A 20,877-nucleotide genomic window follows, 5' to 3' on the forward strand; every position below is an offset into this window, starting at 1 on the left:
CTGCTGAAACCGCGTCGCGTGACTCAATTCACCGGGTTCGCCGAGCCGGACCGATCGGATCGGGCCAGCAGGGGCGCCGAGCCGAGCTGGACGGCGAGCGCGGCGAGGGCGCCCGCGGCGGCCACCAGGAAGCCGGCGCCGTCGCCGAGCCGTCCGGTGGCGGGGCCGGCGACGGCCGAGCCGGCCGCGGCGCCCACCCCGAAGGCCGTCACCAGCCAGGAGAACGCCTCGGTGACGGTGCCGGCCGGGGCGTGCCCGTCCACCACCAGGAAGGCGCAGGCGAGGCTGGGCGCCAGGAAGAGGCCCGCCAGGGCGGTGAGGGCGGCCATCGCGGGCAGCAGCCCGGGGCCGAGCGCGGGCGGCAGGAAGCACACCGCCAGGGCCGCAGTGAGCAGCCGCAGCCGCCGCTCCGGGCGCCCCGTCCAGGTGCGCGAGCCGTAGCCGACGCCGCCGAGCAGCGCGCCGAAGGAGAAGGCGGCGAGCAGCACCCCGGAGGCGTTGCGGTCGCCGATCCGGGCGGCGTAGCCGAGCGCGCCGACGTTCATCGCGCCGAGCGCCACCCCGACGAAGAGGAAGGCCCCGAAGAGGGCGAGCAGCCCCGGCGAGCGCAGCGGGCCCAGCCAGTGCGCCTCGCGGGGCCCCGGGCGCCAGGAGCGGGACGGCGGGGCGGTGATCACCACCAGGGCGCCGGCGAGGCCCAGCAGGCCGGTCAGGACCAGCCCCCAGGCCGTGGAGAGGCCGTCGGCGAAGAGGGTGACGAGCAGCGGCCCGGCGACGAAGAGCAGCTCCTGGGTGGCCGCGTCCAGCGCGTAGGCGGCGCGGACGTGCGCGGCGTCGGGGAGCACCGCGGGCCAGAGCGCGCGCAGCCCCGCCTCCAGGGGCGGGGTGAAGAGCCCGGCCGCGGCGGCGAGCGCGAAGGAGCCGGCGCCGCGGTGCGGGCCGGCCGCGGCGAGCGCGGCGAAGGCCGCGGTGGCCAGCAGAGCGGCGCCGCCGATGACCCGGGGCTGGCCGCGCAGGTCGACGAGCCGCCCCAGCAGGGGCTGGCCGACCGCCTGGCCGAGCGCGTAACTGGCCGTCAGCAGCCCGGCCAGGGCGTAGCTGCCGCCGTGCTCGCGGGTGAAGAGCAGGACGGCCAGCGAGGCCATCCCGACGGGTAACCGCCCGATCAGCGTCCCGCCGAGCAGCCGGACGGCGTGCCGGGCGCCGAGCACCCCGCGCATCCCGGGCGAGGCCCGGTCGGGCGGGGTGCCGGGACGGGGGCCGCGGCGCCTAGTCAGCCGTGCCCTCCTCCTCCTGGTCCTCGGACGCGCCCTCCTCCTGCTCGGCCAGCATCCGCTTCAGCTGCTCGCCGGTGATCCGCTTGAACTTGCGCTTCTGCGGCCGGGTGCGGTCGAGGGCGGCGACCTCCAGCTGGTCGGCGGTGATCTCCCGGGTGCCGCCGTTGCCGTCCCGGGAGAGGGCGGCGACGCCCAGCCGGACGGCCTCGCCCAGGCTCATGCCGTCCCGGTAGCGCTGGTCGAGGTAGCTGCGCAGCTGCTCGGGCTGCGCACCGCCCATCGCCGCCACCCGGTGCTCCTCGACCACCGAGCCGTCGTGCGGCAGCCGGTAGATCTCGTCGCCGTCGGGGTCGTCGCCGACCTCGGCGATGAACAGCTCGACCTCGTAGGGCTTCTCGGCGGTGCTGGAGAAGATGCTGCCCAGCGCCTGGGCGTAGAGGTTGGACAGCCCACGGGCCGTCACATCGCTGCGGTCGTACTGGTATCCGCGAAGGTCGGCGTAGCGGATGCCGACCGTGCGCAGCGTCTCGAACTCGTTGTACTTGCCGACCGCGGCGAAACTGATGCGGTCGTAGATCTCGCTGAACTTGTGGAGCGTCTGCTGGGGGTTCTCGGCAACGAAGACGATCCCGTCGGCAAAGTTCAGGGCCGCGACGCTCCGGCCGCGGGCGATGTTCTTGCGCGCGTACTCGGCGCGGTCCGCCATGGCCTGCTGCGGCGAGACGTAGAACGGCGTCGACACCGGCGTCACGTCCCTTTCTGGGTCTTGATGGGAATCTGGGGGCTGGTCATCGCATCACAGCAGCGGGGCCTGCGGACCGTCCGGCCGTTCCATCCGGTGGTCGAGGATGTCGCGGGCCTTGGCCGCGACCTCGGCCTCCGGCATCATCCGGACGCCGTCCGCGGTGACGAGGCCGATGGTCGGGAAGATCTTGCGGCCGATGTCCGGGCCGCCGGTGGCGGAGTCGTCGTCGGCGGCGTCGTAGAGCGCCTGGATGGTCATGGTGACGGCCTCGTCGGCCGACATGCCCTCGCGGTAGAGCTTCTTGAGGGCGCCCCGGGCGAAGACGGAGCCCGAGCCGGTGCCGGCGAAGCCGGCCTCCTCGGAGCGGCCGCCGGTGACGTCGTAGGTGAAGACCCGGCCGGCCGCGCGGTGCTCGTCGTAGCCGGCGAAGATCGGGACGACGGCGAGGCCCTGGAGGGCCATGCCGAGGCTGTCGCGGATCATCGAGGAGAGCCGGTTGGCCTTGCCGTCGAAGGAGAGGCCGGCCCCCTCGATCTTCTCGTAGTGCTCCAGCTCCAGCTGGAACAGGCGGATCATCTCGATGCCCAGGCCCGCGGTGCCGGCCATGCCGATGAGGGAGTACTCGTCGGCGGCGTGGACCTTCTCGATGTCGCGCTGGGCGATGACGTTGCCCATGGTGGCCCGGCGGTCGCCCGCCATCACCACGCCCCCGGCGAAGGTGGCCGCGACGATGGTGGTGCCGTGCGGGGCGGCCTCGGGAGCCACGGGCGCGCTCGGCAGCTGCCGACTGCCCGGCAGCAGGCCCGGTGCATGCGCGGCGAGGAATTCGGTGAACGAGGAGGTGCCCGGCGTCAGATACGCGGCGGGGAACCGCCCCGGCCCCTCTGTGTAGGCAGCCACGCGTCTCCTTCCAGATAGTCGGCGGCCAGACGCAGCACGTCGGGCCGGTGCGGTGGTGGGTCACCGTGCCACGGACCCTAGCCGGTCCGACAGGGTCGGATCCATGCCCGTTCGCTGTGCGGTGACAGGGCATCAGCCGCCCCGGGGCGGCACACGCCCCGGGGCGAGAACTGCAGGGGGCCTATTGGCCGCCCTTCTGGACGAATCCCCGAACGAAATCCTCGGCATTGGACTCGAGCACATCGTCGATTTCGTCGAGAACGTCATCGACATCTTCGCTGAGCTTTTCGTGCCTTTCCTTTACGTCTTCCGAGACCTCGGCCTCGGGCGCCTGCTCCTCGACCTCCTCGGAGCTGCGCGTCGCCCGCTGCTGGCCGCCGCCGGTGTCGCTGCCTGCCATGGTTCTCACCCCTCGGTGGTGGGTCGTGCCCTGACTACCACTGCCCTCGACCCTAAGTCCTCAATCGGACATTCGCCCTGAACTTTCCAGGCCGCTCAGCCGCCCCCGGACAGGACGCGGACCAGGTCCTCGGCCGTCCGGCAGCGGTCCAGCAGCGCCTTGACATGGTTGCGGGTGCCGCGCAGCGGCTCCAGGGTCGGGACCCGCTGCAGCGAGTCCCGCCCCGGGAGATCGAAGATGACGGAGTCCCAGGAGGCCGCCGCCACGTGCTCCGCGTACTGCTCCAGGCAGCGGCCGCGGAAATAGGCCCGGGTGTCCTCGGGCGGGGCCGTCATCGCCCGCCGGATCTCGTCCTCCTCCAGCAGCCGCTCGAAGCGGCCCTTGGCGACGAGCCGGTTGTAGACGCCCTTCTCCGGGCGCACATCGCTGTACTGCAGGTCGACCAGGTGCAGGGTGGGGGCGTCCCAGTCGACGCCGTCGCGCCGGCGGTAGCCGTCCAGCAGCTGCTTCTTGGCGACCCAGTCGAGCTCCCGGGAGAGCGACTCGGGGTTGTTCTCCAGGCGGTTCAGCACGTCCTCCCAACGGGTGAGGACGTCCCGGGTCTGCTCGTCGGCGTCGACGCCGTAGCGGTCCTCGACGTACTTGCGGGCCAGCTCGCAGTACTCCATCTGCAGCTGGACCGCGGTGAGCTTGCGCCCGCTGCGCAGCCGCACCAGATGCTGCAGCGTCGGGTCGTGGGAGACCTGGTGGAGGGTGCGGACCGGCTGGTCGACCGCCAGGTCGATGCTGATGAAGCCGTCCTCGATCATGGCCAGCACCAGCGAGGTGGTGCCCAGCTTGAGGTACGTCGAGACCTCGGAGAGGTTGGCGTCCCCGATGATCACGTGCAGCCGGCGGTACTTCTCGGCGTCCGCGTGCGGCTCGTCGCGGGTGTTGATGATCGGCCGCTTCAGCGTCGTCTCCAGGCCGACCTCGACCTCGAAGTAGTCCGCGCGCTGGCTGATCTGGAAGCCGTGCTCCTGGCCGTCCTGGCCGATGCCGACCCGTCCGGCGCCGGTGACCACCTGGCGGGAGACGAAGAACGGGGTGAGGTGCCGGACGATGTCCGAGAAGGGCGTGGCCCGGGCCATCAGGTAGTTCTCGTGGCAGCCGTAACTGGCGCCCTTGTTGTCGGTGTTGTTCTTGTACAGGTGCAGGGGGCTCGCCCCGGGCACCTCGGCGGCCCGCAGCGCCGCCTCGGCCATCACCCGCTCGCCGGCCTTGTCCCACAGCAGGGCGTCGCGCGGGTTGGTGGTCTCGGGGGCGGAGTACTCGGGGTGCGCGTGGTCGACGTAGAGCCGCGCGCCGTTGGTGAGGATGACGTTGGCCAGGCCGATGTCCTCGTCGGTGAGCTGGCTGGCGTCGGCCGCGTCGCGGGCGAGGTCGAAGCCGCGGGCGTCCCGCAGCGGGTTCTCCTCCTCGAAGTCCCACCGGGCGCGGCGGGCGCGCTGCATGGCGGCCGCGTAGGCGTTGACGATCTGCGACGAGCTGAGCATGGCGTTGGCGTTCGGGTGTCCGGGCACGGAGATGCCGTACTCGGTCTCGATGCCCATCACGCGACGTACGGTCATGCCGCCTCCTCACCGTGTTCGGCGCGGCGCCCGGGATGGGCTCCGGCCGCGTGCGTTCCCGCTCCGCACGTGCACTTTCGTTCCCCCGGACCGAGCGTAGAACGCGGACGCGCCCAAGGGGAGATCATTTCACCGGATAAGTCGACGACTCGTCATACGGCCGGTACGGGTGGGCCGTCCGAGACGCGCCCGGCCGCGAGCGACCCGTTGATGGGGGTCGCCCGCAGCCGGTCGTCGTCCGTTCTGCCGTTGTCCGTCGCGGTTGGCTGGCGCTTACAGGTACTGCCCGGTGTTCGCCACCGTGTCGATGGAGCGCCCGGTGTCCGCGCCCTGCTTGCCGGTGACGAGCGTGCGGATGTAGACGATCCGCTCGCCCTTCTTGCCGGAGATGCGGGCCCAGTCGTCCGGGTTGGTGGTGTTGGGCAGGTCCTCGTTCTCCTTGAACTCGTCCACGCAGGCGTTGAGGAGGTGGGAGACGCGCAGGCCCTTCTGGCCGTGGTCGAGGAAGTCCTTGATGGCCATCTTCTTGGCGCGGCCCACGATGTTCTCGATCATCGCGCCGGAGTTGAAGTCCTTGAAGTACAGGACCTCCTTGTCGCCGTTGGCGTAGGTGACCTCCAGGAAGCGGTTCTCCTCCGACTCGGCGTACATCCGCTCGACGGCGGTGGCGATCATCGCGTCGAGGGTGGAGCGGGTGTGGCCGTCGTGCTCCTTGACGTCGTCCGGGTGCAGCGGCAGCCCCTCCACCAGGTACTTGGAGAAGATGTCGCGCGCCGCCTCGGCGTCCGGCCGCTCGATCTTGATCTTGACGTCCAGGCGGCCGGGCCGCAGGATCGCCGGGTCGATCATGTCCTCGCGGTTGGAGGCGCCGATGACGATGACGTTCTCCAGGCCCTCCACACCGTCGATCTCCGACAGCAGCTGCGGGACGATGGTGTTCTCCACGTCCGAGCTGACCCCGGAGCCGCGGGTGCGGAAGAGGGAGTCCATCTCGTCGAAGAAGACGATGACGGGGGTGCCCTCGCTCGCCTTCTCGCGGGCCCGCTGGAAGACCAGGCGGATGTGCCGCTCGGTCTCGCCGACGTACTTGTTGAGCAGCTCGGGGCCCTTGATGTTGAGGAAGTAGCTCTTGCCCTGCGCCTGCCCGGTGACCTCGGCCACCTTCTTGGCGAGGGAGTTCGCCACCGCCTTGGCGATCAGGGTCTTGCCGCACCCGGGCGGGCCGTAGAGCAGCACGCCCTTCGGGGGCCGCAGCTGGTGCTCGCGGAAGAGGTCCGGGTAGAGGTAGGGCAGCTCGACGGCATCCCGGATCATCTCGATCTGGTTCCCCAGACCGCCGATCTTGGTGTAGTCGATGTCCGGGACCTCTTCGAGGACCAGCTCCTCGACCTCGCTCTTGGGCACCCGCTCGTAGACGTAGCCGGAGCGGGGGTCCAGCAGCAGGGCGTCGCCGGCGCGGATCGGCTGGTCGCGCAGCGGCTCGGCGAGCCGCACCACCCGCTCCTCGTCGGTGTGCCCTATCACGAGGGCGCGCTCGCCGTCGGCGAGCAGCTCCTTGAGGGTGACGATGTCGCCGACGGTCTCGAACTCGAGCGCCTCGATGACATTGAGCGCCTCGTTGAGCATGACCTCCTGACCGCGCTTCAGGCCGGCCAGGTCGATGTTGGGGCTGACGTTCACCCGCAGCTTGCGGCCGCCGGTGAAGATGTCGGCCGTCTCGTCGTCGTGCGCCTCGAGGAACACACCGAACCCGGACGGCGGCTGGGCCAGTCGGTCGACCTCTTCCTTGAGGGCCACGATCTGGTCGCGGGCCTCGCGCAGGGTCGAGGCCAACCTCTCGTTCTGGGCCGTCACCCCGGCCAGGCTGCTCTGCAGCTCGACGATCCGCTCTTCGAGGATCCTCGTGTGGCGCGGAGAGTCGGCCAGTTTCCGGCGCAGGACGGCGATCTCCTGCTCGAGGAACGAGATCTGGCTGGCTGCGTCGCCCGTGCCCCGTGCACGCGCGCCGCGGTTGATGTCGTCGTCGTGGGCTGCCACGGTCCTCACCTCCTCCGGGGAGCTGGACGCTACCCGACCCTACCTGTGCCGGGGTGTGTTGAAACCCCGAGATCGGAAAGACGGAACGGATGAAGGGGGATCTTCACCCGTGCGCACGCCCCCACGCTGTACCGGATACCCACCCTTGCCCGGCCGAAAGCCGTCGCCTGTATCGTCATTTGGGTCAACACCCGATCGCGGCGGGATTGTTCCGGAGTGCGGGAACGTCGCGCGGCGGTGGGGCGCAGGGCCCCAACAGGCAGGAACGGCAGGCGAGATGTCCAGCGAAGAGCTCGAGGTGTGGATCGACCAGGAGCTGTGCACGGGCGACGGCATCTGCGCGCAATACGCACCAAATGTGTTCGAATTGGACATCGACGGGCTGGCGTACGTGAAGGGGGAGGACGACGAGCTGCGGCAGGCGCCGGGCGCGGCCGTGCCGGTGCCCCTCACGGTCCTCTCCGACGTGGTCGACTCGGCGAAGGAGTGCCCGGGCGAGTGCATCCATGTGCGCCGCCTGAAGGACCGGGTCGAGGTCTACGGACCGGACGCCGCGAGCTGAAACTTCGTCAGGGCGCACGGGGGGCGTACGGGGGCACGGACGGCGCACACCCGGTCAGACCGACTGGGTGAGGCCCCCGGCGGGCTCGGTGCCCTCCAGCTTGAAGATGCCGGACGTCCACTCCCAGTGGACGTCGCCGGAGAGGTCCGCGCAGCAGCGCGGCACCTCCGGGGAGGAGTACCCCAGCATGGTGGCCCGCAGCCGGCCGTCCTGCAGCACCAGCTTCTTGACGGTGAGTCCCTTGCGCGGGTCGAGCAGCACGATCGGCTTCGCGGTGCCGCGCGCCGGCGTGTAGAGGAAGATGCCGTCCGGCGGCGACCCCGTCCCCGCGTTGCAGTGCGCGGCCAGCGCGGTGTCCGGCCGCCCGTCGTGGTCGAGGTCGGCGGTGATCCGCTTGGTGACGGCGACGCCCACGCCCCCGCAGTCCAGCGGCACCGAGGAGACCGGCACCGCGCCCGCCCCCCGCACCGGCTCCGCGGAGTGCGCCTGGGTCTCCCCCGGGCGCCCGACCAGCACCGCCGCCGTCACCGCGGCGAGCGCGGCCGCGGTGGCCAGCCACTGCGCGGCGCCGCGCCGCCGGCTCGTCGGGGATGCGTCCTCGTGCTGGGGTGCGTCGCTTGCCACGCTGTCGTTCGCCCTCCGCGCAGGATCCGGCTCAGCCTCGGTTCGATGCCTCGTAGTCCTCGCCGTACGCGCCCTTGGCGGGCCGGCGGCGACGCAGCGGCGGGGTGACGCCGTCGGCGAGGCGACGGGCCGTCAGCAGGAACCCGGTGTGCCCGATCATACGGTGATCGGGGCGCACGGCGAGGCCCTCGACGTGCCAGGTGCGGACGATCGTCTCCCAGGCGGCCGGCTCGGTGAAGGTGCCGTGCTCCCGCAGCGCCTCCACGACCCGGGACATCTGGGTGGTGGTGGCGACGTAGCAGCAGAGCACGCCGCCCGGCACCAGCGCCTTGGAGACCGCGTCGAGGCACTCCCAGGGCGCCAGCATGTCCAGGATGACGCGGTCGACGCCGGTCTCGTCCAGGGTGTCCTGGAGGTCGCCGACGCTCAGCTTCCACGCCGGGTGCGGCCCGCCGAAGTACCGCTCGACGTTCTTCCTCGCGATGTCCGCGAAGTCCTGGCGGCGCTCGTAGGAGGCGAGCATGCCGCCGTCGCCGACGGCCCGCAGCAGGGAGCAGCTCAGCGCCCCGGAGCCGACGCCGGCCTCCACGACGCGAGCGCCCGGGAAGATGTCGGCCATCGCCAGGATCTGCCCCGAGTCCTTCGGGTAGATCACGGCGGCGCCGCGCGGCATGGACAGGACGAAGTCGGAGAGCAGGGGACGCAGCGCAAGGTACTCGGTGTTGCCGGAGGAGCGCACCACGGTGCCCTCGGGCGAACCGATCAGCTCGTCGTGCGGGAAGGACCCCTTGTGGGTGTGGAAGGTCTTCCCGGCTTCGAGCGTGATCGTGTGGAGGCGACCCTTGGGGTCGGTGAGCTGGACCTGGTCCCCGACCTGGAAGGGCCCGCGACGGCGGGCGGCACCGGTCGGTTCGGACATGCGGAACAGGCTAGCGCAGGTACGGGCGGGGTTTCGCCGCGGTGCGCCCGGAGCCCGCGCCGCCTACGCGCGCTGCGCCGCCCGGAACGCGTCGTCGACGTCCGAGGTCGCCAGCACGCCGAAGACCGCGCCGTCCTCGTCGACGACGAGGTACTCGCTCGCGGGGCACGCCCGCAGCGCGTCCAGCAGGTCCTCGCCGGAGAGGTCGGCGGGGACCCGCATGCCGGGGCGGATCTCCTCGGCGAGGCCGTCCACCTCCACCCACGGCCGCCGGTGCTGCGGGGTGTCGACGATCCGGGACTCGCGGACGATGCCGTGCGGCGCGCCCGCGCCGTCCACCACCACCAGCCCGCGGGCGCCGGTCTCCTGCGCCTGCCGCAGCCCCTCGGCGAGCGAGGTCCCGGTCGGCACCGGCTGCGCGCGGCGCGCCAGGGTGCGGGCGCGCAGGCCGGGCAGCCGCTCCTTGAGCCGCGCCATCCGGATGCTGTTGCCGGCGCCGGACCACATCACCCAGGCCAGCACCGCGGCGAGGATCCAGTCGGTGGCCTCGTCGGTGACGGTGTGCCGGATGCCGCCGCGCAGCCGGGTGGCGAGCGGCAGCCCGACGAGCACGGCGACGGCGAGCACCCGCCCGAACCAGGCCGCGGCGAGCGTCCCGGCCATCGGACGGCGGGTCAGCTTCCAGACCACCGCGCGCAGCATCCGTCCGCCGTCCAGCGGCAGCCCGGGCAGCAGGTTGAAGGCGGCGACGATGGCGTTGCTGACCATCAGCCCGGCGAGCAGCACCCCCGCCACCGAGGCCGGCGGGGCGAGCTTGCCGGCCGCCCAGAAGACCACCGCGAGCACCGCGGAGAGCAGCGGCCCGACGAACGCGAGGGTGAACTCGCGGCCGGGCGTCTCGGCGTCCCGCTCGATCTCCGAGACGCCGCCGAAGAACTGCAGGTGGATGCGGCGCACCGGGAGCTCGAAGCGGATCGCGGCGATGGTGTGGGCGAGCTCGTGGACCAGCACGGAGGCGTAGAAGGCGACCGCGAAGAAGAAGGAGACCAGGTAGCGGGCCGGGCCGAGGTCGGGCAGCACCCACTCCAGCTGGTTGCCGAAGACCCAGGTGATCAGCGCGGCGACGAGGAACCAGGTCGGGCCGACGTGGACGGGGACGCCGAAGAGGCGGGCGACGACGAAGCTGCCGCGGCTGCCGCCGGGCTCGGTGGGGCCGGTCGGCTGACCGGTGGTGGCCGCCGACGACTCCGGGGCGTCCGGGGCGTCCGGCGTCTCGCTGCTCAAAGGTGTTCGTCCCCTCGTCCCGGAGCGTCCCCGTGCGGGAGTTTCCCTGCCGATGGTAGGCACGTGCGGGGGATAAGTGGGAGACGGCACGGGTTGTCGGCGCCGGGTCGTAGGGTCGGAGCATGAGTTCTGCTCCCGGGCGCCCCGTGGCCCTGTCGCCGTCCCGCGCCGACGACTTCATGACGTGCCCGCTGCGGTACCGGCTGCGGGTGATCGACAAGCTTCCGGAGACCCCCAGCGTGGAGGCCCTGCGCGGCACGGTCGTCCATGCGGTGCTGGAGCGGCTCTTCGACCTGCCGGCGCCGCGCCGCAGCCCGGAGGAGGCGGTCGCGCTGCTCCGTCCGGAGTGGGAGCGGGTGCTGGCCAAGCGTCCGGAGCTGGCGGAGCTCTTCGCCGACGCGGAGGGCGCCGCGCCGGACGCGCCGCGGCTCGCCGAGTGGCTGGGCACCGCCGAGGCGCTGCTCGGCAAGTACTTCTCTTTGGAGGACCCGACGCGGCTGCAGCCGGCCGAGCGCGAGATGTACGTCGAGACGCAGCTGGACGGCGGCCCGAAGCTGCGCGGCTTCATCGACCGGGTGGACGTCGCCCCCACCGGCGAGATCCGGGTGGTCGACTACAAGACGGGCAGGGCGCCGTCCGAGCGGTTCGTCTCGGGGGCGCTCTTCCAGATGAAGTTCTACGCGCTGGTGCTGTGGCGGCTGCGCGGGGTGGTGCCGCGGCGGCTCCAGCTGGTCTATCTGGGCGGCGACGGCCAGGTCGTCACCTACGACCCGGACGAGGGCGATCTGCGCGGCGTGGAGGTGAAGCTGCGCGCCCTGTGGGAGGCGATCCAGCGGGCCGTCCGGACGGGCGAGTGGCCGCCGAAGAAGAGCAAGCTCTGCGGGTGGTGCGATTTCCAGAAGTTCTGCCCGGAGTTCGGGGGCACTCCCCCGGAGTACCCGCTTCCGCCGGAACTGCCGTTCGAGGAGGCGACCGAGAGCGGGTCGGGGGCCACCGGGTAGTTTGGCGGGGTGACGAACACGGTCAGGGTGCTCCTGGTGGACGATCAGCCGCTGCTCCGGACCGGCTTCCGGATGATCCTCGAGGCCGAGCCGGACATCGCGGTGGTCGGCGAGGCCGGGGACGGCCGCCAGGCGCTGGAGCAGGTGCGGGTGCTGCAGCCGGATGTCGTGCTGATGGACATCCGGATGCCGCGCATGGACGGGGTCGAGGCGACGCGCCGCATCTCGGCGGACGGAGCCGCCTCGGGCGGGTCCGGCCGCGCGTCGCGGGTGCTGATGCTGACGACGTTCGACCTCGACGAGTACGTGGTGGACGCGCTCCGCGCGGGGGCGAGCGGGTTCCTGCTGAAGGACGCGCCGGCCGCGGAGCTGGTCCAGGCGATCAAGGTGGTGGCGCAGGGCGAGGCGATGCTGGCGCCCAGCATCACCCGGCGCCTGCTGGACCGCTTCGCGGAGCGGCTGCCCTCGGCGGGCGGCGAGGCCGCCGGCGCGGAGGCGGGGCGGGCGGAGGCGCTGCTGACGGAGCGTGAGCTGGAGGTGGTCCGGGCGGTGGCGCGGGGGCTCTCCAACGCGGAGATCGCGGGCGAGCTGTTCGTCTCGGAGACGACGGTGAAGACGCACGTGGGCCACGTGCTGACGAAACTGGGGCTGCGGGACCGGGTGCAGGTGGCGGTCTTCGCGTACGAGTCGGGGTTGGTGCGGCCGGGCGGGTGACCGCCGCGCGGTGCGGGGCCGCCCCGCCCCCCGACTCACGGTCCGCTGTTCCCACTCGCGGCGGGCGACCCGAGAACGGGCCCGTCACCCGGCGGCGCCGACGATCAGTGCCCCTTCGCGATCAGCCAGTAGCGCAGGATGCCCGTCGTGTCGAGCGTCCACTCCGCGCCGACCACGTCGCTCCGCGCGGCGATGTACTGCTTGTTCTGCCAGATCGGGATCATCGGCACGCTCTCCGCCGTCCGCTGCTGAATCGCGGCGAACTTCGTCGCCGCGCTCGCGCGGTCCGTCTCGGCCATCGTCTCGGGGATCAGCGTCCCGGTGATCCGGCGGTCGTTCCAGCCGGTGTGGAACGCCCCGCCGTCCACCAGCAGCGCCGAGGTGAAGTTGTCGGCGTCCGGGTAGTCCGGCGACCAGCCGATGTTGTAGGCCTCCAGCTTCCCCGCCGCCTGGGCCTTGAGGAACGCGTTCCACGGCATGGTCCGCACCGTCACCGAGAAGAGCCCGCCGTTCTCCAGCTGCTTCTTGATCAGGGCGGCCTCCGACGGCCCGACCGCCGAGCCGGTGGCCCAGGTGTAGGTGATCGGCACGGGCGCGTGCAGCCCCGCGTTCTTCAGCAGGGTGCGCGCCGCGTCGACGTCGACCTTGGGGTAGGCGTCCGCGAACGCCGTGGTGTGGCCGGCGATGCCCTGCGGGACGAGCGAGTACAGCGGGTCGACGGTGCCGCGGTAGACGTCCTGGGCGATGGCGTCCCGGTCGATCAGGTGCGCCGCCGCCTGCCGCGCCGAGCGGGAGGCGAAGACGCCGTGCGCGGTGTTGAAGGCGATCATGCGGGTCTGGGTGCCGGTGCCCTGGTCGAGCTGGACGCTGCCGCCCGACTGGGCGCGCAGCTTCTGGACGTCGTCGGCGTCCAGCCGGTCCGTCATGTCGATCTTGCCGGCCCGCAGCGCCGCCGCCGCGGCCGCCGGGGACGCGAAGTGACGCAGCGTCACCCCGCCGTTGCGCGGCTTGTCGGAGCCCTTGAAGCGGGGGTTGACGTCGAGCCGGGTGTCGCCGGTCCTGGAGAAGGAGGCGAGGGTGTAGCGGCCGGAGCCGATCACCTTGCGGTCCGGGAGCAGCTTGTCGGCGGGGAAGACCCTGTGGTCGACGATCGCCGCGGAGCCGGTGGCCAGCTTGGACGGGAAGGTGGCGTCCGCGGAGGAGAGGGTGAACTCCACCCGCTCCCCGTCCGCCTGGACCTTCTTGATGCCCGAGTAGAGCTGCGCGGGCCCGGTGGGCGAGGCGATCCGCTTGATGCGCTGGAAGGTGAACGCGACGTCCTCGGCGGTGAGCGGGTCGCCGTTGGAGAAGGCGAGGCCGCCGCGCAGGGTGCAGGCGTAGACGGTGTGGTCGTCGCCGCCGTTCTGCCAGCCGCAGGACTTGGCGGCGTCCGGCCGCGGCGTGGCGGTGCCGGCCGGGAACTCCAGCAGGGTCTGGAAGACGCCTTGGATAACGGTGTTGGAGCCGAGGTCGTAGGAGCCGGCGGGGTCGAGGCTGACGACGTCCTGCGAGCTGCCGACGACCAGCCGGGCGTCCTTGCCGGAGGCCTTTCCGCCGGCGGCTCCGGCTCCGCAGCCGGCCGCGGTGGCGGCGACCGCGGCGGCGAGGCCGGTGGCGGCGAGCATGGTCGTGATCCGGCGCGATCCACGAAAGGCGAGCGCGAAGCGCTTCCTTGGAAGGGTGGTGGCGGGAGACGGGCGGGCCATGTGGTGCGTCCTTGCGAGCGTGCGGGCCATGCGATGGCACGGCGACAGGAGGCCCGGGTGCGGGCCTCCCCACGCTAACCGGCCCCGGTCCGCATCCACGAACCGGGGCCGGGGTAACGCTGACCTGCGACTACTTCGCGGAGAGCTCGTAGAGGCGGAAGTACATCGGGTCCAGCGCCTGGTCGGTGCCGGAGACGCCGGTGCGGGTCACCGCGATCAGCTTGCCCTGCCACAGCGGTATGACCGGGGTGTCCTGCGCCGCGATCTGCTGGATCTTCTGCAGGTCGGGGATGCGCTTGGACTGGTCGGTCTGCGCCTCCTCGGCGGAGATCGCCTGCTCGGCCGGCTTGCTGGTGTAGCCGGTGTAGACGACCGCGTTCTTGCCGAAGAAGGTGGTCAGGTCGTTGTCCGGGTCCGGGAAGTCCCGCACCCAGCCGATCTGGAACGCCGGGAAGGAGTGGTCCTTCAGGGCGCTGTTGAGGTACTGCTGCCACTCGGTGGAGGCCAGCTTCACCTTGAACAGGCCGGTGGCCTGGAGCTGCCGCTGGATCTCGGTGTACTCGTCGGCCGAGGCCGGACCGTAGTGCGTCGGCGTGTAGTTGAGCGTGATGCTCACCGGGGTCTTGACGCCGGCGTCCTTGAGGAACTTGGCGGCCTTGGCCTTGTCGGGGGCGGCGCCGTAGAGCGTCCGATACGCCTCCACCTGGCCCGGGTCGCCGTTGCCGACCATCGAGTACAGCGGGGTGACGGTGTCGTCGTAGACGTTCTTGGCGATCGCGGACCGGTCGATGCTGGAGGCGACCGCCTGGCGGACGGCCTTCTGCTGGCCCGGCGCGGCCTTGGTGTTGAACACCAGGTAGCGCTTCTCGCTGCCGGTGCCCTCGACGACCTTGACGCCCTTGGCGGCCTCGCCGCGCAGCGACTTGACGTCGGTGGGCGAGAAGGTGCGGTAGGCGACGTTGATGCTGCCCTTCTCGATGGCCTGCTTCATGGCGCTGGCCTGCGAGAAGTACTCCACGACCGCCTGCTTGTTCTGCAGCTTGACGGTGCCCTTGTAGTTCGGGTTGGCCTTCAGGGCGACCTGCTGGCCGGCGGTGTACTTCTCGATCGCGTACGGGCCGGAGCCGATCACCTTGTCGTTGCCGAGCGGCTTGTCCTTCGGGAAGACCTTGCGGTCGACGATGGAGGCGCCGGAGTGGGCCAGCCGGTCGGGGAAGAGCGCGTCCGCCTGGCCGAGCGTGAAGGTGACCGTGGAGGCGTTCGGCGCGGCCACCGACTTCACCGAGGTGAAGAGGGAGGACGGGCCGGTCGGGGACTTGATGCCGAGCAGCCGGTCGAAGGAGAACTTGACGTCCTGCGCGGTCAGCGGGTCCCCGTTGGAGAACTTCAGCCCGCTCTGCATGGTGCAGGTGTAGGTGGTGGTGCCCTTCCAGGCGCAGGACTTGGCGGCCTCGGGTACCGGCTTCTGCTGCCCGGCGGGCATCGTCAGCAGCGTCTGGAAGATGTTCTGGATGACGGTCTGGGAGCCGACGTCGTAGGAGTTGGCGGGGTCGAGCGCGGTGATCGGGTCGGTGGTGCCGACGATGACCGCGCCGCCCTTGCCGCCCTCCGCGCCGGTGCTTCCGCTGCTGCCGCTGCCGCACGCGGAGAGCGTCAGCGCGAGTGCCGCCGTGACCGCGGCGGCGGACATCAAGGTGGTGCGGGTCTTCATTGCGGTGTGTGCTTCCCCTCGGTGTTCTCCCACCCGGCGCCCCGGTGGCGCCGGGTCGGGTGGTCGTGGTGCGCCGGAGCTACGAGACCACCCGGCGCCCCGGTGGCGCCGGGTCGGGTGGTCGTGGTGCGCCGGAGCTACGAGATGCCCCGGGAGAGACCCCACAGGCGCAGCATCGAGGTGCTGTCCAGGGTCCACTCCAGGCCCTTGATGTCGTTCTGGGCGACGGCGTTCTGGTTGCCCTGCCACAGCGGCAGTTCGGGGACGTCCTGCGCGGTGGTCTTCTGGATCTGGGCGTAGAGCGCTGCCGCCTTGACGCGGTCGGGCTGCCGCTGGGTGGCCGGCACCAGGGTCTTGTCGAGCTGGCTGTTGTGGTAGCCGTTCTGGATGACCTGGCCGCCGCCGAAGAAGGGCACCGTGTAGGTGTCGGGGTCCGGGTAGTCGGCGAACCAGCCCATCGCGTAGACGGGGTACTTGCCGGTGAGCGCCTTGGGCGCGTAGGTGTCCCACTCGGCGCTGTGCACGGTGGCGTCGAAGAGCCCGGACTTGTTCAGCTGCGCGGCGATGATCTGCATCTCCTGCTTGCTGGTGGGTCCGTAGTGGGTGGGCGTGTACCAGAGGTCGACGGGCACCGGGGCCTTGATGTTCGCCGACTTCAGCAGGTCGGCGGCCTTGGAGGTGTCCGGCGCCGGGTAGTCGTCGTAGAACGGCGTGAGGTGGCCGGCGACGCCCTGCGGGATGAGCGAGTAGAGCGGCTGGGTGGTGCGGCCGAAGACCTTCTCGGTGAGCGAGGCGGTGTTGACGACGTTGGCGAACGCCTGCCGCACCTGCACCTTGTCGAAGGGCTTCACCTTCTCGCTGAAGACCAGGTAGCGGATCTCGGAGCCGGCGCCGGAGATCAGCTGGAGCTTGCCCTGGTTGTCCAGGGTGCGGTAGCCGGCGAGATCCCCGGGGGTGAGGCCGCTGACGATGGCGTCCAGCTTCTTCGCCTTGAACTGCGCGTTCATCGCGACGTTCTGGTCGGCCGTGAAGTAGTGGATCTCCACGCCGTCGTTCTCGGGCTTGTGGCCGCCCTTGTACCCGGTGTTGGGGTTGAGGACGGCCTTGCGCTTGCTGAACGAGTCGAGCGTGTAGGGGCCGGAGCCGATCGCGTCCTTGGCGGAGGTGATGAGCTTGTCGGCGGGGAAGACCTTGCGGTCGACGATGTACCCGGAGATGGTGGCGATCTTCTGCGGGAACGTGGCGTCGGGCTGCTTGAGGGTGAAGGTGACCTGCGAGTCGCCCTGCGCGGTGGTGGACTTCAGGGCGGAGAGGGTGGCGGCCGGGCCGTTGGGCGAGTTGATGCGCCGCATCCGGTCGAAGGAGAAGACGACGTCCGCCGCGGTGAGCTTGTCGCCGTTGGAGAAGCTCAGGCCGCTGCGAAGCGTGCAGACGTACTTCAGGGTGCCCTGGAAGCCGCAGGACTTGGCCGCCTCGGGCTGCGGGGTGGCCGTGTTCGGGGGTATCGCCATCAGCGACTGGTACACGTTGGTGAAGAGCGTGTCCGACGCGCGGTCGTAGGCGCCGGCCGGGTCGATCGAGGTGACGGCGTCCATGGTGGCGAGGGCGAGCGGTTTGCTGTCACCGCTCCCGGTGGCGCTGCCGCCGCACCCGCTGAGGGCGACGGCGAGCGCACCGGTTCCCGCCAGTGCGGCCAGGCGGGTCCGCGCGGAGCGGCGACGGGTGTCTCGGTAAGGGCTGGGGAAGTGCGACGAGCTGGTCAACGCGTTCCTTAGGCACTGGCGGGAGTCTGCGGTGGGACGGCCGCGGACCGGGCGGGATCGTGCAGATGGCAGGCGACGGTGGTGCCGGCGCCGGCCACGGGCAGCAGGCGGGGATCTGCGGGCTCGGCGAAGGCGAGGCGGACGGCCCCGTCCCGGAGCTCCAGGGCGGTGACGCCGCGCCAGAACGGCTCGGGCGCCTCGCCGTCGGCGTCCTCCTCGCGGAGGCGCTCCAGCAGCGCGAGGACGTCCTCGGCGGTGCCGCCGCGGCCCGGCCGCAGTACCGCTTCGAGGAGTCCGGGGGTGTCCAGCCCGGTGAGGTCGCCGAGCAGGTCGCGCTCCCGCGCCCAGTCGTCGGGCTCCAGGGTGAGCCAGCGCCGCTCCAGGTAGGTGCGCAGATCGCGGGCCTCCCAGCCGCAGGCCGAGAGGGCCGCGGCGCAGCGCGGGTGGAAGGAGCAGCCGGCCGGCGGGCGGGCGGCGTCGGGCACCTCGCCGCGCGGCAGGTTGCGGGTGACGGCCCGCTCCGGGTCCGGCTCGGGGATGGCGGCGAGCAGCGCCCGGGTGTAGGGGTGGCGGGGCTCGGCGAAGACCTCGTCGGTGGTGCCGAGTTCGACGATCCGCCCCAGGTACATGATGGCGATGCGGTCGCAGAAGTACTTGGCGCTGGCCAGGTCGTGGGTGACGTAGACGAAGGTCAGGCCGAGGTCGTCGCGCAGGTCCAGCATCAGCTGCAGGATCTTGGCGCGCACCGACATGTCGAGCATGGAGATGGGCTCGTCGGCGACGAGCAGACGGGGGTCGGCGATGATGGCGCGGGCCAGCACCGCGCGCTGCTTCTGCCCGCCGGACAGGTCGGACGGGTACTTGTCGAGGAACTGCTCGGCGGGGTGCAGCCCGACGCGCTCCAGGGCCTCGACGACCTTGGCGTCGCGCTCCTCCTCGGAGGCGGCGAGCCCGTGGATCTCCAGGGGGTGGCCGACGGCGGTGCGGATGTCCATCACCGGGTTGAGGGAGGCGTGCGGGTCCTGGAAGACCATCTGCAGCTCGCGGCGCATCGGCCGCATCCGGCGCTCGCTCAGCCCGGCGAGGTCCAGGCCGCGGTAGCGGATGTGGCCGCCGGTGGGGCGGTTGAGGCCGAGCAGGGTGCGGCCCAGCGTGGTCTTGCCCGAGCCGGACTCGCCGACCAGGCCGAGCACCTCGCCCTTGCGGAGCGTCAGGTCGACGCCGTCGACGGCCTTGACGGTGCCGGCGCCGCGCCCGGTGAGGCGGGAGAGGCCGCCGCCGCCCAGGCCGAAGTGGACCTTGAGGTCCTCGATCTCGATGAGGGGCTCGCCGGCCTCGGCACCGTCCCGGGCGGTGCTGGCGGCTGCGGTGTCAGGCTTCGTCGGCAACGCTGATCTCCTCCGCGAGGGCCAGCGGTTCGCGGCCGTCGGTGGCGTGCTCCGGCGGGATGGCGCCGGCGATGTTCTGGGCCTGGTGCCAGCAGGCGCTGGTGGAGCCGCTGTTCAGCAGGACGTCCGGCGGCTCGACCGCGGCGCAGACCTTCATGGCCTTGGGGCAGCGCGGGTGGAAGCGGCAGCCGGTGGGGGGCTCGACCAGGTCCGGCGGGGCGCCCGGGATGTAGTGCAGGCCGGTGGTGCTGAGGCTGATGGTGGAGCGCAGCAGCTCCTGGGTGTACGGGTGCTGCGGGCGGGCGAACACCTCGCGGGCGTCGCCCTGCTCGACGATCCGCCCGGCGTACATCACCGCGACGCGGTCGCAGGCCTCGGCGACGATGCCGAGGTTGTGGGTGATGAGGACCAGCGCGGTGTCGAAGTTGCGGCGCAGGTCGGCGAGGATGCGGATGATCTGCGCCTCGACGAGGACGTCGAGGGCGGTGGTGGGCTCGTCGGCGACGACGAACGCGGGGCGCAGCACCAGCGCGAGGGCGATCATGATGCGCTGCCGCATGCCGCCGGAGAACTCGTGCGGGTAGTTGTGGTAGCGGCTGGGCGGGATGCCCATGCCCCGCAGCGCCTCAAGGGCGCGCTCGCGGACCTGGTCCTTGGTGAGGCCCGGCTCGTGGGTCTTCAGCGTCTCGGCGAAGTGCTCGCTGATCCGCATCAGGGGGTTGAGGCGGGTCATCGGCTCCTGGAAGATCAGCCCGAGTTCGGGGCCGCGGAGCTCCTGGAGCTGCTTCTTGGAGAGGCTGACGAGGTTGGTGCCGCGGAAGTTGACCTCGCCGTCGACGGCGGCGCCCTCGGGGGCGAGCCCGAGGACGCCGCGGCCGAGGGTGGACTTGCCGCAGCCGGACTCGCCGACCAGGCCGAGGGTCTCGCCGGGGCGCACGTCGAAGTCGACGGAGTCCACCGCGCGGACCGGCCCGCGCGGCGTGCCGTACCAGACGCGCAGGTCGCGGACGGAGAGCACGGGCCGGGAGGTGTCGGCGGTGCCCGCGGGGGCGGGTTCGGGGCTGGTGACGTGGGCGCTCACTGGCCGTCGCCTTCCTCGGGGGTGGTGCCGGTCTCGCTGGTGGTGCCGGCCTTGCCGTTGTCGCCGGTCGTGCTGCCCGTGCCGCCGCCGTTGCCGGCCGCCTCGTGGAGGCGCTTGCGGGCGGTGGGGACGGGCAGCACCGCGCGGATGATGCGGCGCCGGCGGATGGTGGGGTTGTAGACGTCGTTGAGGCCCTCGCCCAGCAGCGTGAAGCCGAGGATGGCCAGGACGATGGCGAGGCCCGGGTACAGGGCCGTCCACCACATGCCGGAGTTGACGTCGTCGATGGCGCGCTGCAGGTCGTAGCCCCACTCGGCGGCCTCGGTGGGCTGGATGCCCAGGCCCAGGAAGCCGAGGCCGGCGAGGGTGGAGATGGCGTCGCCGGCGTTCATGGTGGCGATCACCGGCACCGACTGGATGACGTTGCCGAACAGGTACTTGCGGACGATGGTGGAGGGCTTGGCCCCCATCGCCCGGGCCGCCTCCACGTACACCTGCTCGCGGGCGGAGAGCGCCGAGGATCTGACGACCCGGAAGTACTGCGGGATGTAGACGATGGTGATGGAGAGCGCCGCGGTGACCACGCCGCCGCCGATGATGCCGGAGAGCATGAAGCCGGCGACGATGGCGAGCAGCAGGTAGGGGAACGCGAAGAGGGCGTCCATGACCAGCACCAGGATGCGGTCCAGCCAGCCGCCGAGGTAGCCGGCGAGCAGGCCCAGCAGGACGCCGAGGATCAGCGAGAACACCACCGCGAGGATCATCACCTCGAGCGCGGTGCGGGCGCCGTAGACGACGCGGCTGAGCACGTCGAAGTTCTGCACGGTGGTGCCGAACAGATGGGTGCCGGAGGGGTGGCCCTGCTTCGGGAACTGGTGCCCGCCGGACTGGTAGGCGTCGAAGCTGTAGGGCGCGATCAGCGGGGCGAGGATCGCGGTGAGCGCGAGCAGCGCGGTGATGATGCCGCCGGTCCAGAGCATCGCCTTCGGCATGCCGTGGGCCTGCCGGATGGGCGCCAGGAAGCGGCGCAGCCCGCGGAACCGCTTGCCGGCGGGCGTCGGCCCGACCGGGAGCGAGCCGGGCTCGGGTGCGGAGGTCAGTGCTGTCTGGGTCATG

18 protein-coding genes are annotated in these 20,877 nt (G+C 71.7%); 3 read left to right on the forward strand and 15 right to left on the reverse strand.

Features of this window, described 5'->3' with window-relative positions; translation table 11 throughout:
- Positions 1–23: 23 nt before the first annotated feature.
- The 6 genes from BIV57_RS05945 to arc form a co-directional block, all read right to left on the reverse strand.
- The gene (locus BIV57_RS05945) at positions 24–1,220 is read right to left on the reverse strand and encodes an MFS transporter (protein WP_071655598.1); all 1,197 of its coding nucleotides are present in this window, start codon (positions 1,218–1,220) and stop codon (positions 24–26) included.
- Positions 1,221–1,269: 49 nt separating this feature from the next.
- Entirely contained in the window at positions 1,270–2,019 is a 750-nt protein-coding gene (prcA, locus tag BIV57_RS05950) for a proteasome subunit alpha (protein WP_071655599.1), read from the reverse strand.
- A 54-nt stretch (positions 2,020–2,073) separates the two neighbouring features.
- Entirely contained in the window at positions 2,074–2,922 is an 849-nt protein-coding gene (gene prcB / locus BIV57_RS05955; protein WP_071655600.1) for a proteasome subunit beta, read from the reverse strand.
- Between the two features lie 181 nt (positions 2,923–3,103).
- Entirely contained in the window at positions 3,104–3,322 is a 219-nt protein-coding gene (locus BIV57_RS05960; RefSeq protein WP_071655601.1) for a ubiquitin-like protein Pup, read from the reverse strand.
- Positions 3,323–3,417: 95 nt separating this feature from the next.
- Positions 3,418–4,932, reverse strand: coding sequence for a depupylase/deamidase Dop (dop, locus tag BIV57_RS05965; protein WP_071655602.1), 1,515 nt, complete (start codon positions 4,930–4,932; stop codon positions 3,418–3,420).
- A 273-nt stretch (positions 4,933–5,205) separates the two neighbouring features.
- Positions 5,206–6,969 carry a proteasome ATPase gene (gene arc, locus BIV57_RS05970; protein ID WP_071655603.1) on the reverse strand — a complete coding sequence of 588 codons (1,764 nt, stop codon included), beginning with the start codon at positions 6,967–6,969 and terminating at the stop codon, positions 5,206–5,208.
- 277 nt (positions 6,970–7,246) lie between these two features.
- Here arc and BIV57_RS05975 point away from each other — a divergent pair, with 277 nt between their 5' ends.
- Positions 7,247–7,531 (forward strand): ferredoxin, encoded by a 285-nt coding sequence (locus BIV57_RS05975; RefSeq protein ID WP_071655604.1) that lies wholly within the window; start codon positions 7,247–7,249, stop codon positions 7,529–7,531.
- A 54-nt stretch (positions 7,532–7,585) separates the two neighbouring features.
- Here the strand turns inward: BIV57_RS05975 and BIV57_RS05980 are convergent, their stop codons facing one another.
- From BIV57_RS05980 to BIV57_RS05990, 3 genes are all read right to left on the reverse strand, one after another.
- Complete coding sequence (locus tag BIV57_RS05980) at positions 7,586–8,155, reverse strand: hypothetical protein (RefSeq protein WP_107409473.1); 570 nt, start codon at positions 8,153–8,155, stop codon at positions 7,586–7,588.
- Between the two features lie 31 nt (positions 8,156–8,186).
- Positions 8,187–9,074, reverse strand: a complete 888-nt coding sequence (locus tag BIV57_RS05985; RefSeq protein ID WP_071655605.1) for a tRNA (adenine-N1)-methyltransferase — start codon at positions 9,072–9,074, stop codon at positions 8,187–8,189.
- Between the two features lie 63 nt (positions 9,075–9,137).
- Positions 9,138–10,358: a site-2 protease family protein gene (locus BIV57_RS05990; protein WP_071655606.1), complete on the reverse strand. Its 1,221-nt coding sequence runs from the start codon at positions 10,356–10,358 to the stop codon at positions 9,138–9,140.
- A gap of 122 nt (positions 10,359–10,480) precedes the next feature.
- On the opposite strand from BIV57_RS05990, the gene BIV57_RS05995 reads away from it, so the two are divergent.
- Complete coding sequence (locus BIV57_RS05995; RefSeq protein WP_071655607.1) at positions 10,481–11,359, forward strand: RecB family exonuclease; 879 nt, start codon at positions 10,481–10,483, stop codon at positions 11,357–11,359.
- 72 nt (positions 11,360–11,431) lie between these two features.
- Positions 11,432–12,073, forward strand: coding sequence for a response regulator (locus BIV57_RS06000; protein WP_071655634.1), 642 nt, complete (start codon positions 11,432–11,434; stop codon positions 12,071–12,073).
- 104 nt (positions 12,074–12,177) lie between these two features.
- On the opposite strand, the gene BIV57_RS06005 is transcribed toward BIV57_RS06000, so the two are convergent.
- The 6 genes from BIV57_RS06005 to BIV57_RS06030 form a co-directional block, all read right to left on the reverse strand.
- Complete coding sequence (locus BIV57_RS06005; RefSeq protein ID WP_175548673.1) at positions 12,178–13,818, reverse strand: ABC transporter substrate-binding protein; 1,641 nt, start codon at positions 13,816–13,818, stop codon at positions 12,178–12,180.
- A 130-nt stretch (positions 13,819–13,948) separates the two neighbouring features.
- Positions 13,949–15,529 carry an ABC transporter substrate-binding protein gene (locus BIV57_RS06010; RefSeq protein ID WP_071655609.1) on the reverse strand — a complete coding sequence of 527 codons (1,581 nt, stop codon included), beginning with the start codon at positions 15,527–15,529 and terminating at the stop codon, positions 13,949–13,951.
- A gap of 137 nt (positions 15,530–15,666) precedes the next feature.
- A complete protein-coding gene (locus BIV57_RS06015) occupies positions 15,667–17,292 on the reverse strand; it encodes an ABC transporter substrate-binding protein (protein ID WP_139275477.1) in 1,626 nt (541 codons plus the stop codon).
- A gap of 8 nt (positions 17,293–17,300) precedes the next feature.
- Entirely contained in the window at positions 17,301–18,680 is a 1,380-nt protein-coding gene (locus BIV57_RS06020) for an oligopeptide/dipeptide ABC transporter ATP-binding protein (protein WP_071655610.1), read from the reverse strand.
- Positions 18,664–19,761 carry an ABC transporter ATP-binding protein gene (locus BIV57_RS06025; protein ID WP_071655611.1) on the reverse strand — a complete coding sequence of 366 codons (1,098 nt, stop codon included), beginning with the start codon at positions 19,759–19,761 and terminating at the stop codon, positions 18,664–18,666. The genes BIV57_RS06020 and BIV57_RS06025 overlap by 17 nt, the downstream gene beginning before the upstream one ends.
- Positions 19,758–20,876: an ABC transporter permease gene (locus BIV57_RS06030; protein WP_245797447.1), complete on the reverse strand. Its 1,119-nt coding sequence runs from the start codon at positions 20,874–20,876 to the stop codon at positions 19,758–19,760. The genes BIV57_RS06025 and BIV57_RS06030 overlap by 4 nt, the downstream gene beginning before the upstream one ends.
- Position 20,877 lies beyond the last annotated feature (1 nt).

The organism is Mangrovactinospora gilvigrisea (assembly GCF_001879105.1).
GTDB classification, from domain to species: domain Bacteria; phylum Actinomycetota; class Actinomycetes; order Streptomycetales; family Streptomycetaceae; genus Mangrovactinospora; species Mangrovactinospora gilvigrisea.

Excerpts from the sequence above, each read along its gene's own strand:
- BIV57_RS05945 (WP_071655598.1), bottom strand. The coding sequence starts at position 1,220 with ATGCGCGGGGTGCTCGGCGCCCGGCACGCCGTCCGGCTGCTCGGCGGG.
- BIV57_RS05960 (WP_071655601.1), bottom strand. The coding sequence starts at position 3,322 with ATGGCAGGCAGCGACACCGGCGGCGGCCAGCAGCGGGCGACGCGCAGC.
- dop (WP_071655602.1), bottom strand. The coding sequence starts at position 4,932 with ATGACCGTACGTCGCGTGATGGGCATCGAGACCGAGTACGGCATCTCC.
- BIV57_RS05975 (WP_071655604.1), top strand. The coding sequence starts at position 7,247 with ATGTCCAGCGAAGAGCTCGAGGTGTGGATCGACCAGGAGCTGTGCACG.
- BIV57_RS05985 (WP_071655605.1), bottom strand. The coding sequence starts at position 9,074 with ATGTCCGAACCGACCGGTGCCGCCCGCCGTCGCGGGCCCTTCCAGGTC.
- BIV57_RS05995 (WP_071655607.1), top strand. The coding sequence starts at position 10,481 with ATGAGTTCTGCTCCCGGGCGCCCCGTGGCCCTGTCGCCGTCCCGCGCC.
- BIV57_RS06000 (WP_071655634.1), top strand. The coding sequence starts at position 11,432 with ATGATCCTCGAGGCCGAGCCGGACATCGCGGTGGTCGGCGAGGCCGGG.
- BIV57_RS06005 (WP_175548673.1), bottom strand. The coding sequence starts at position 13,818 with ATGGCCCGCCCGTCTCCCGCCACCACCCTTCCAAGGAAGCGCTTCGCG.
- BIV57_RS06010 (WP_071655609.1), bottom strand. The coding sequence starts at position 15,529 with ATGAAGACCCGCACCACCTTGATGTCCGCCGCCGCGGTCACGGCGGCA.
- BIV57_RS06030 (WP_245797447.1), bottom strand. The coding sequence starts at position 20,876 with ATGACCCAGACAGCACTGACCTCCGCACCCGAGCCCGGCTCGCTCCCG.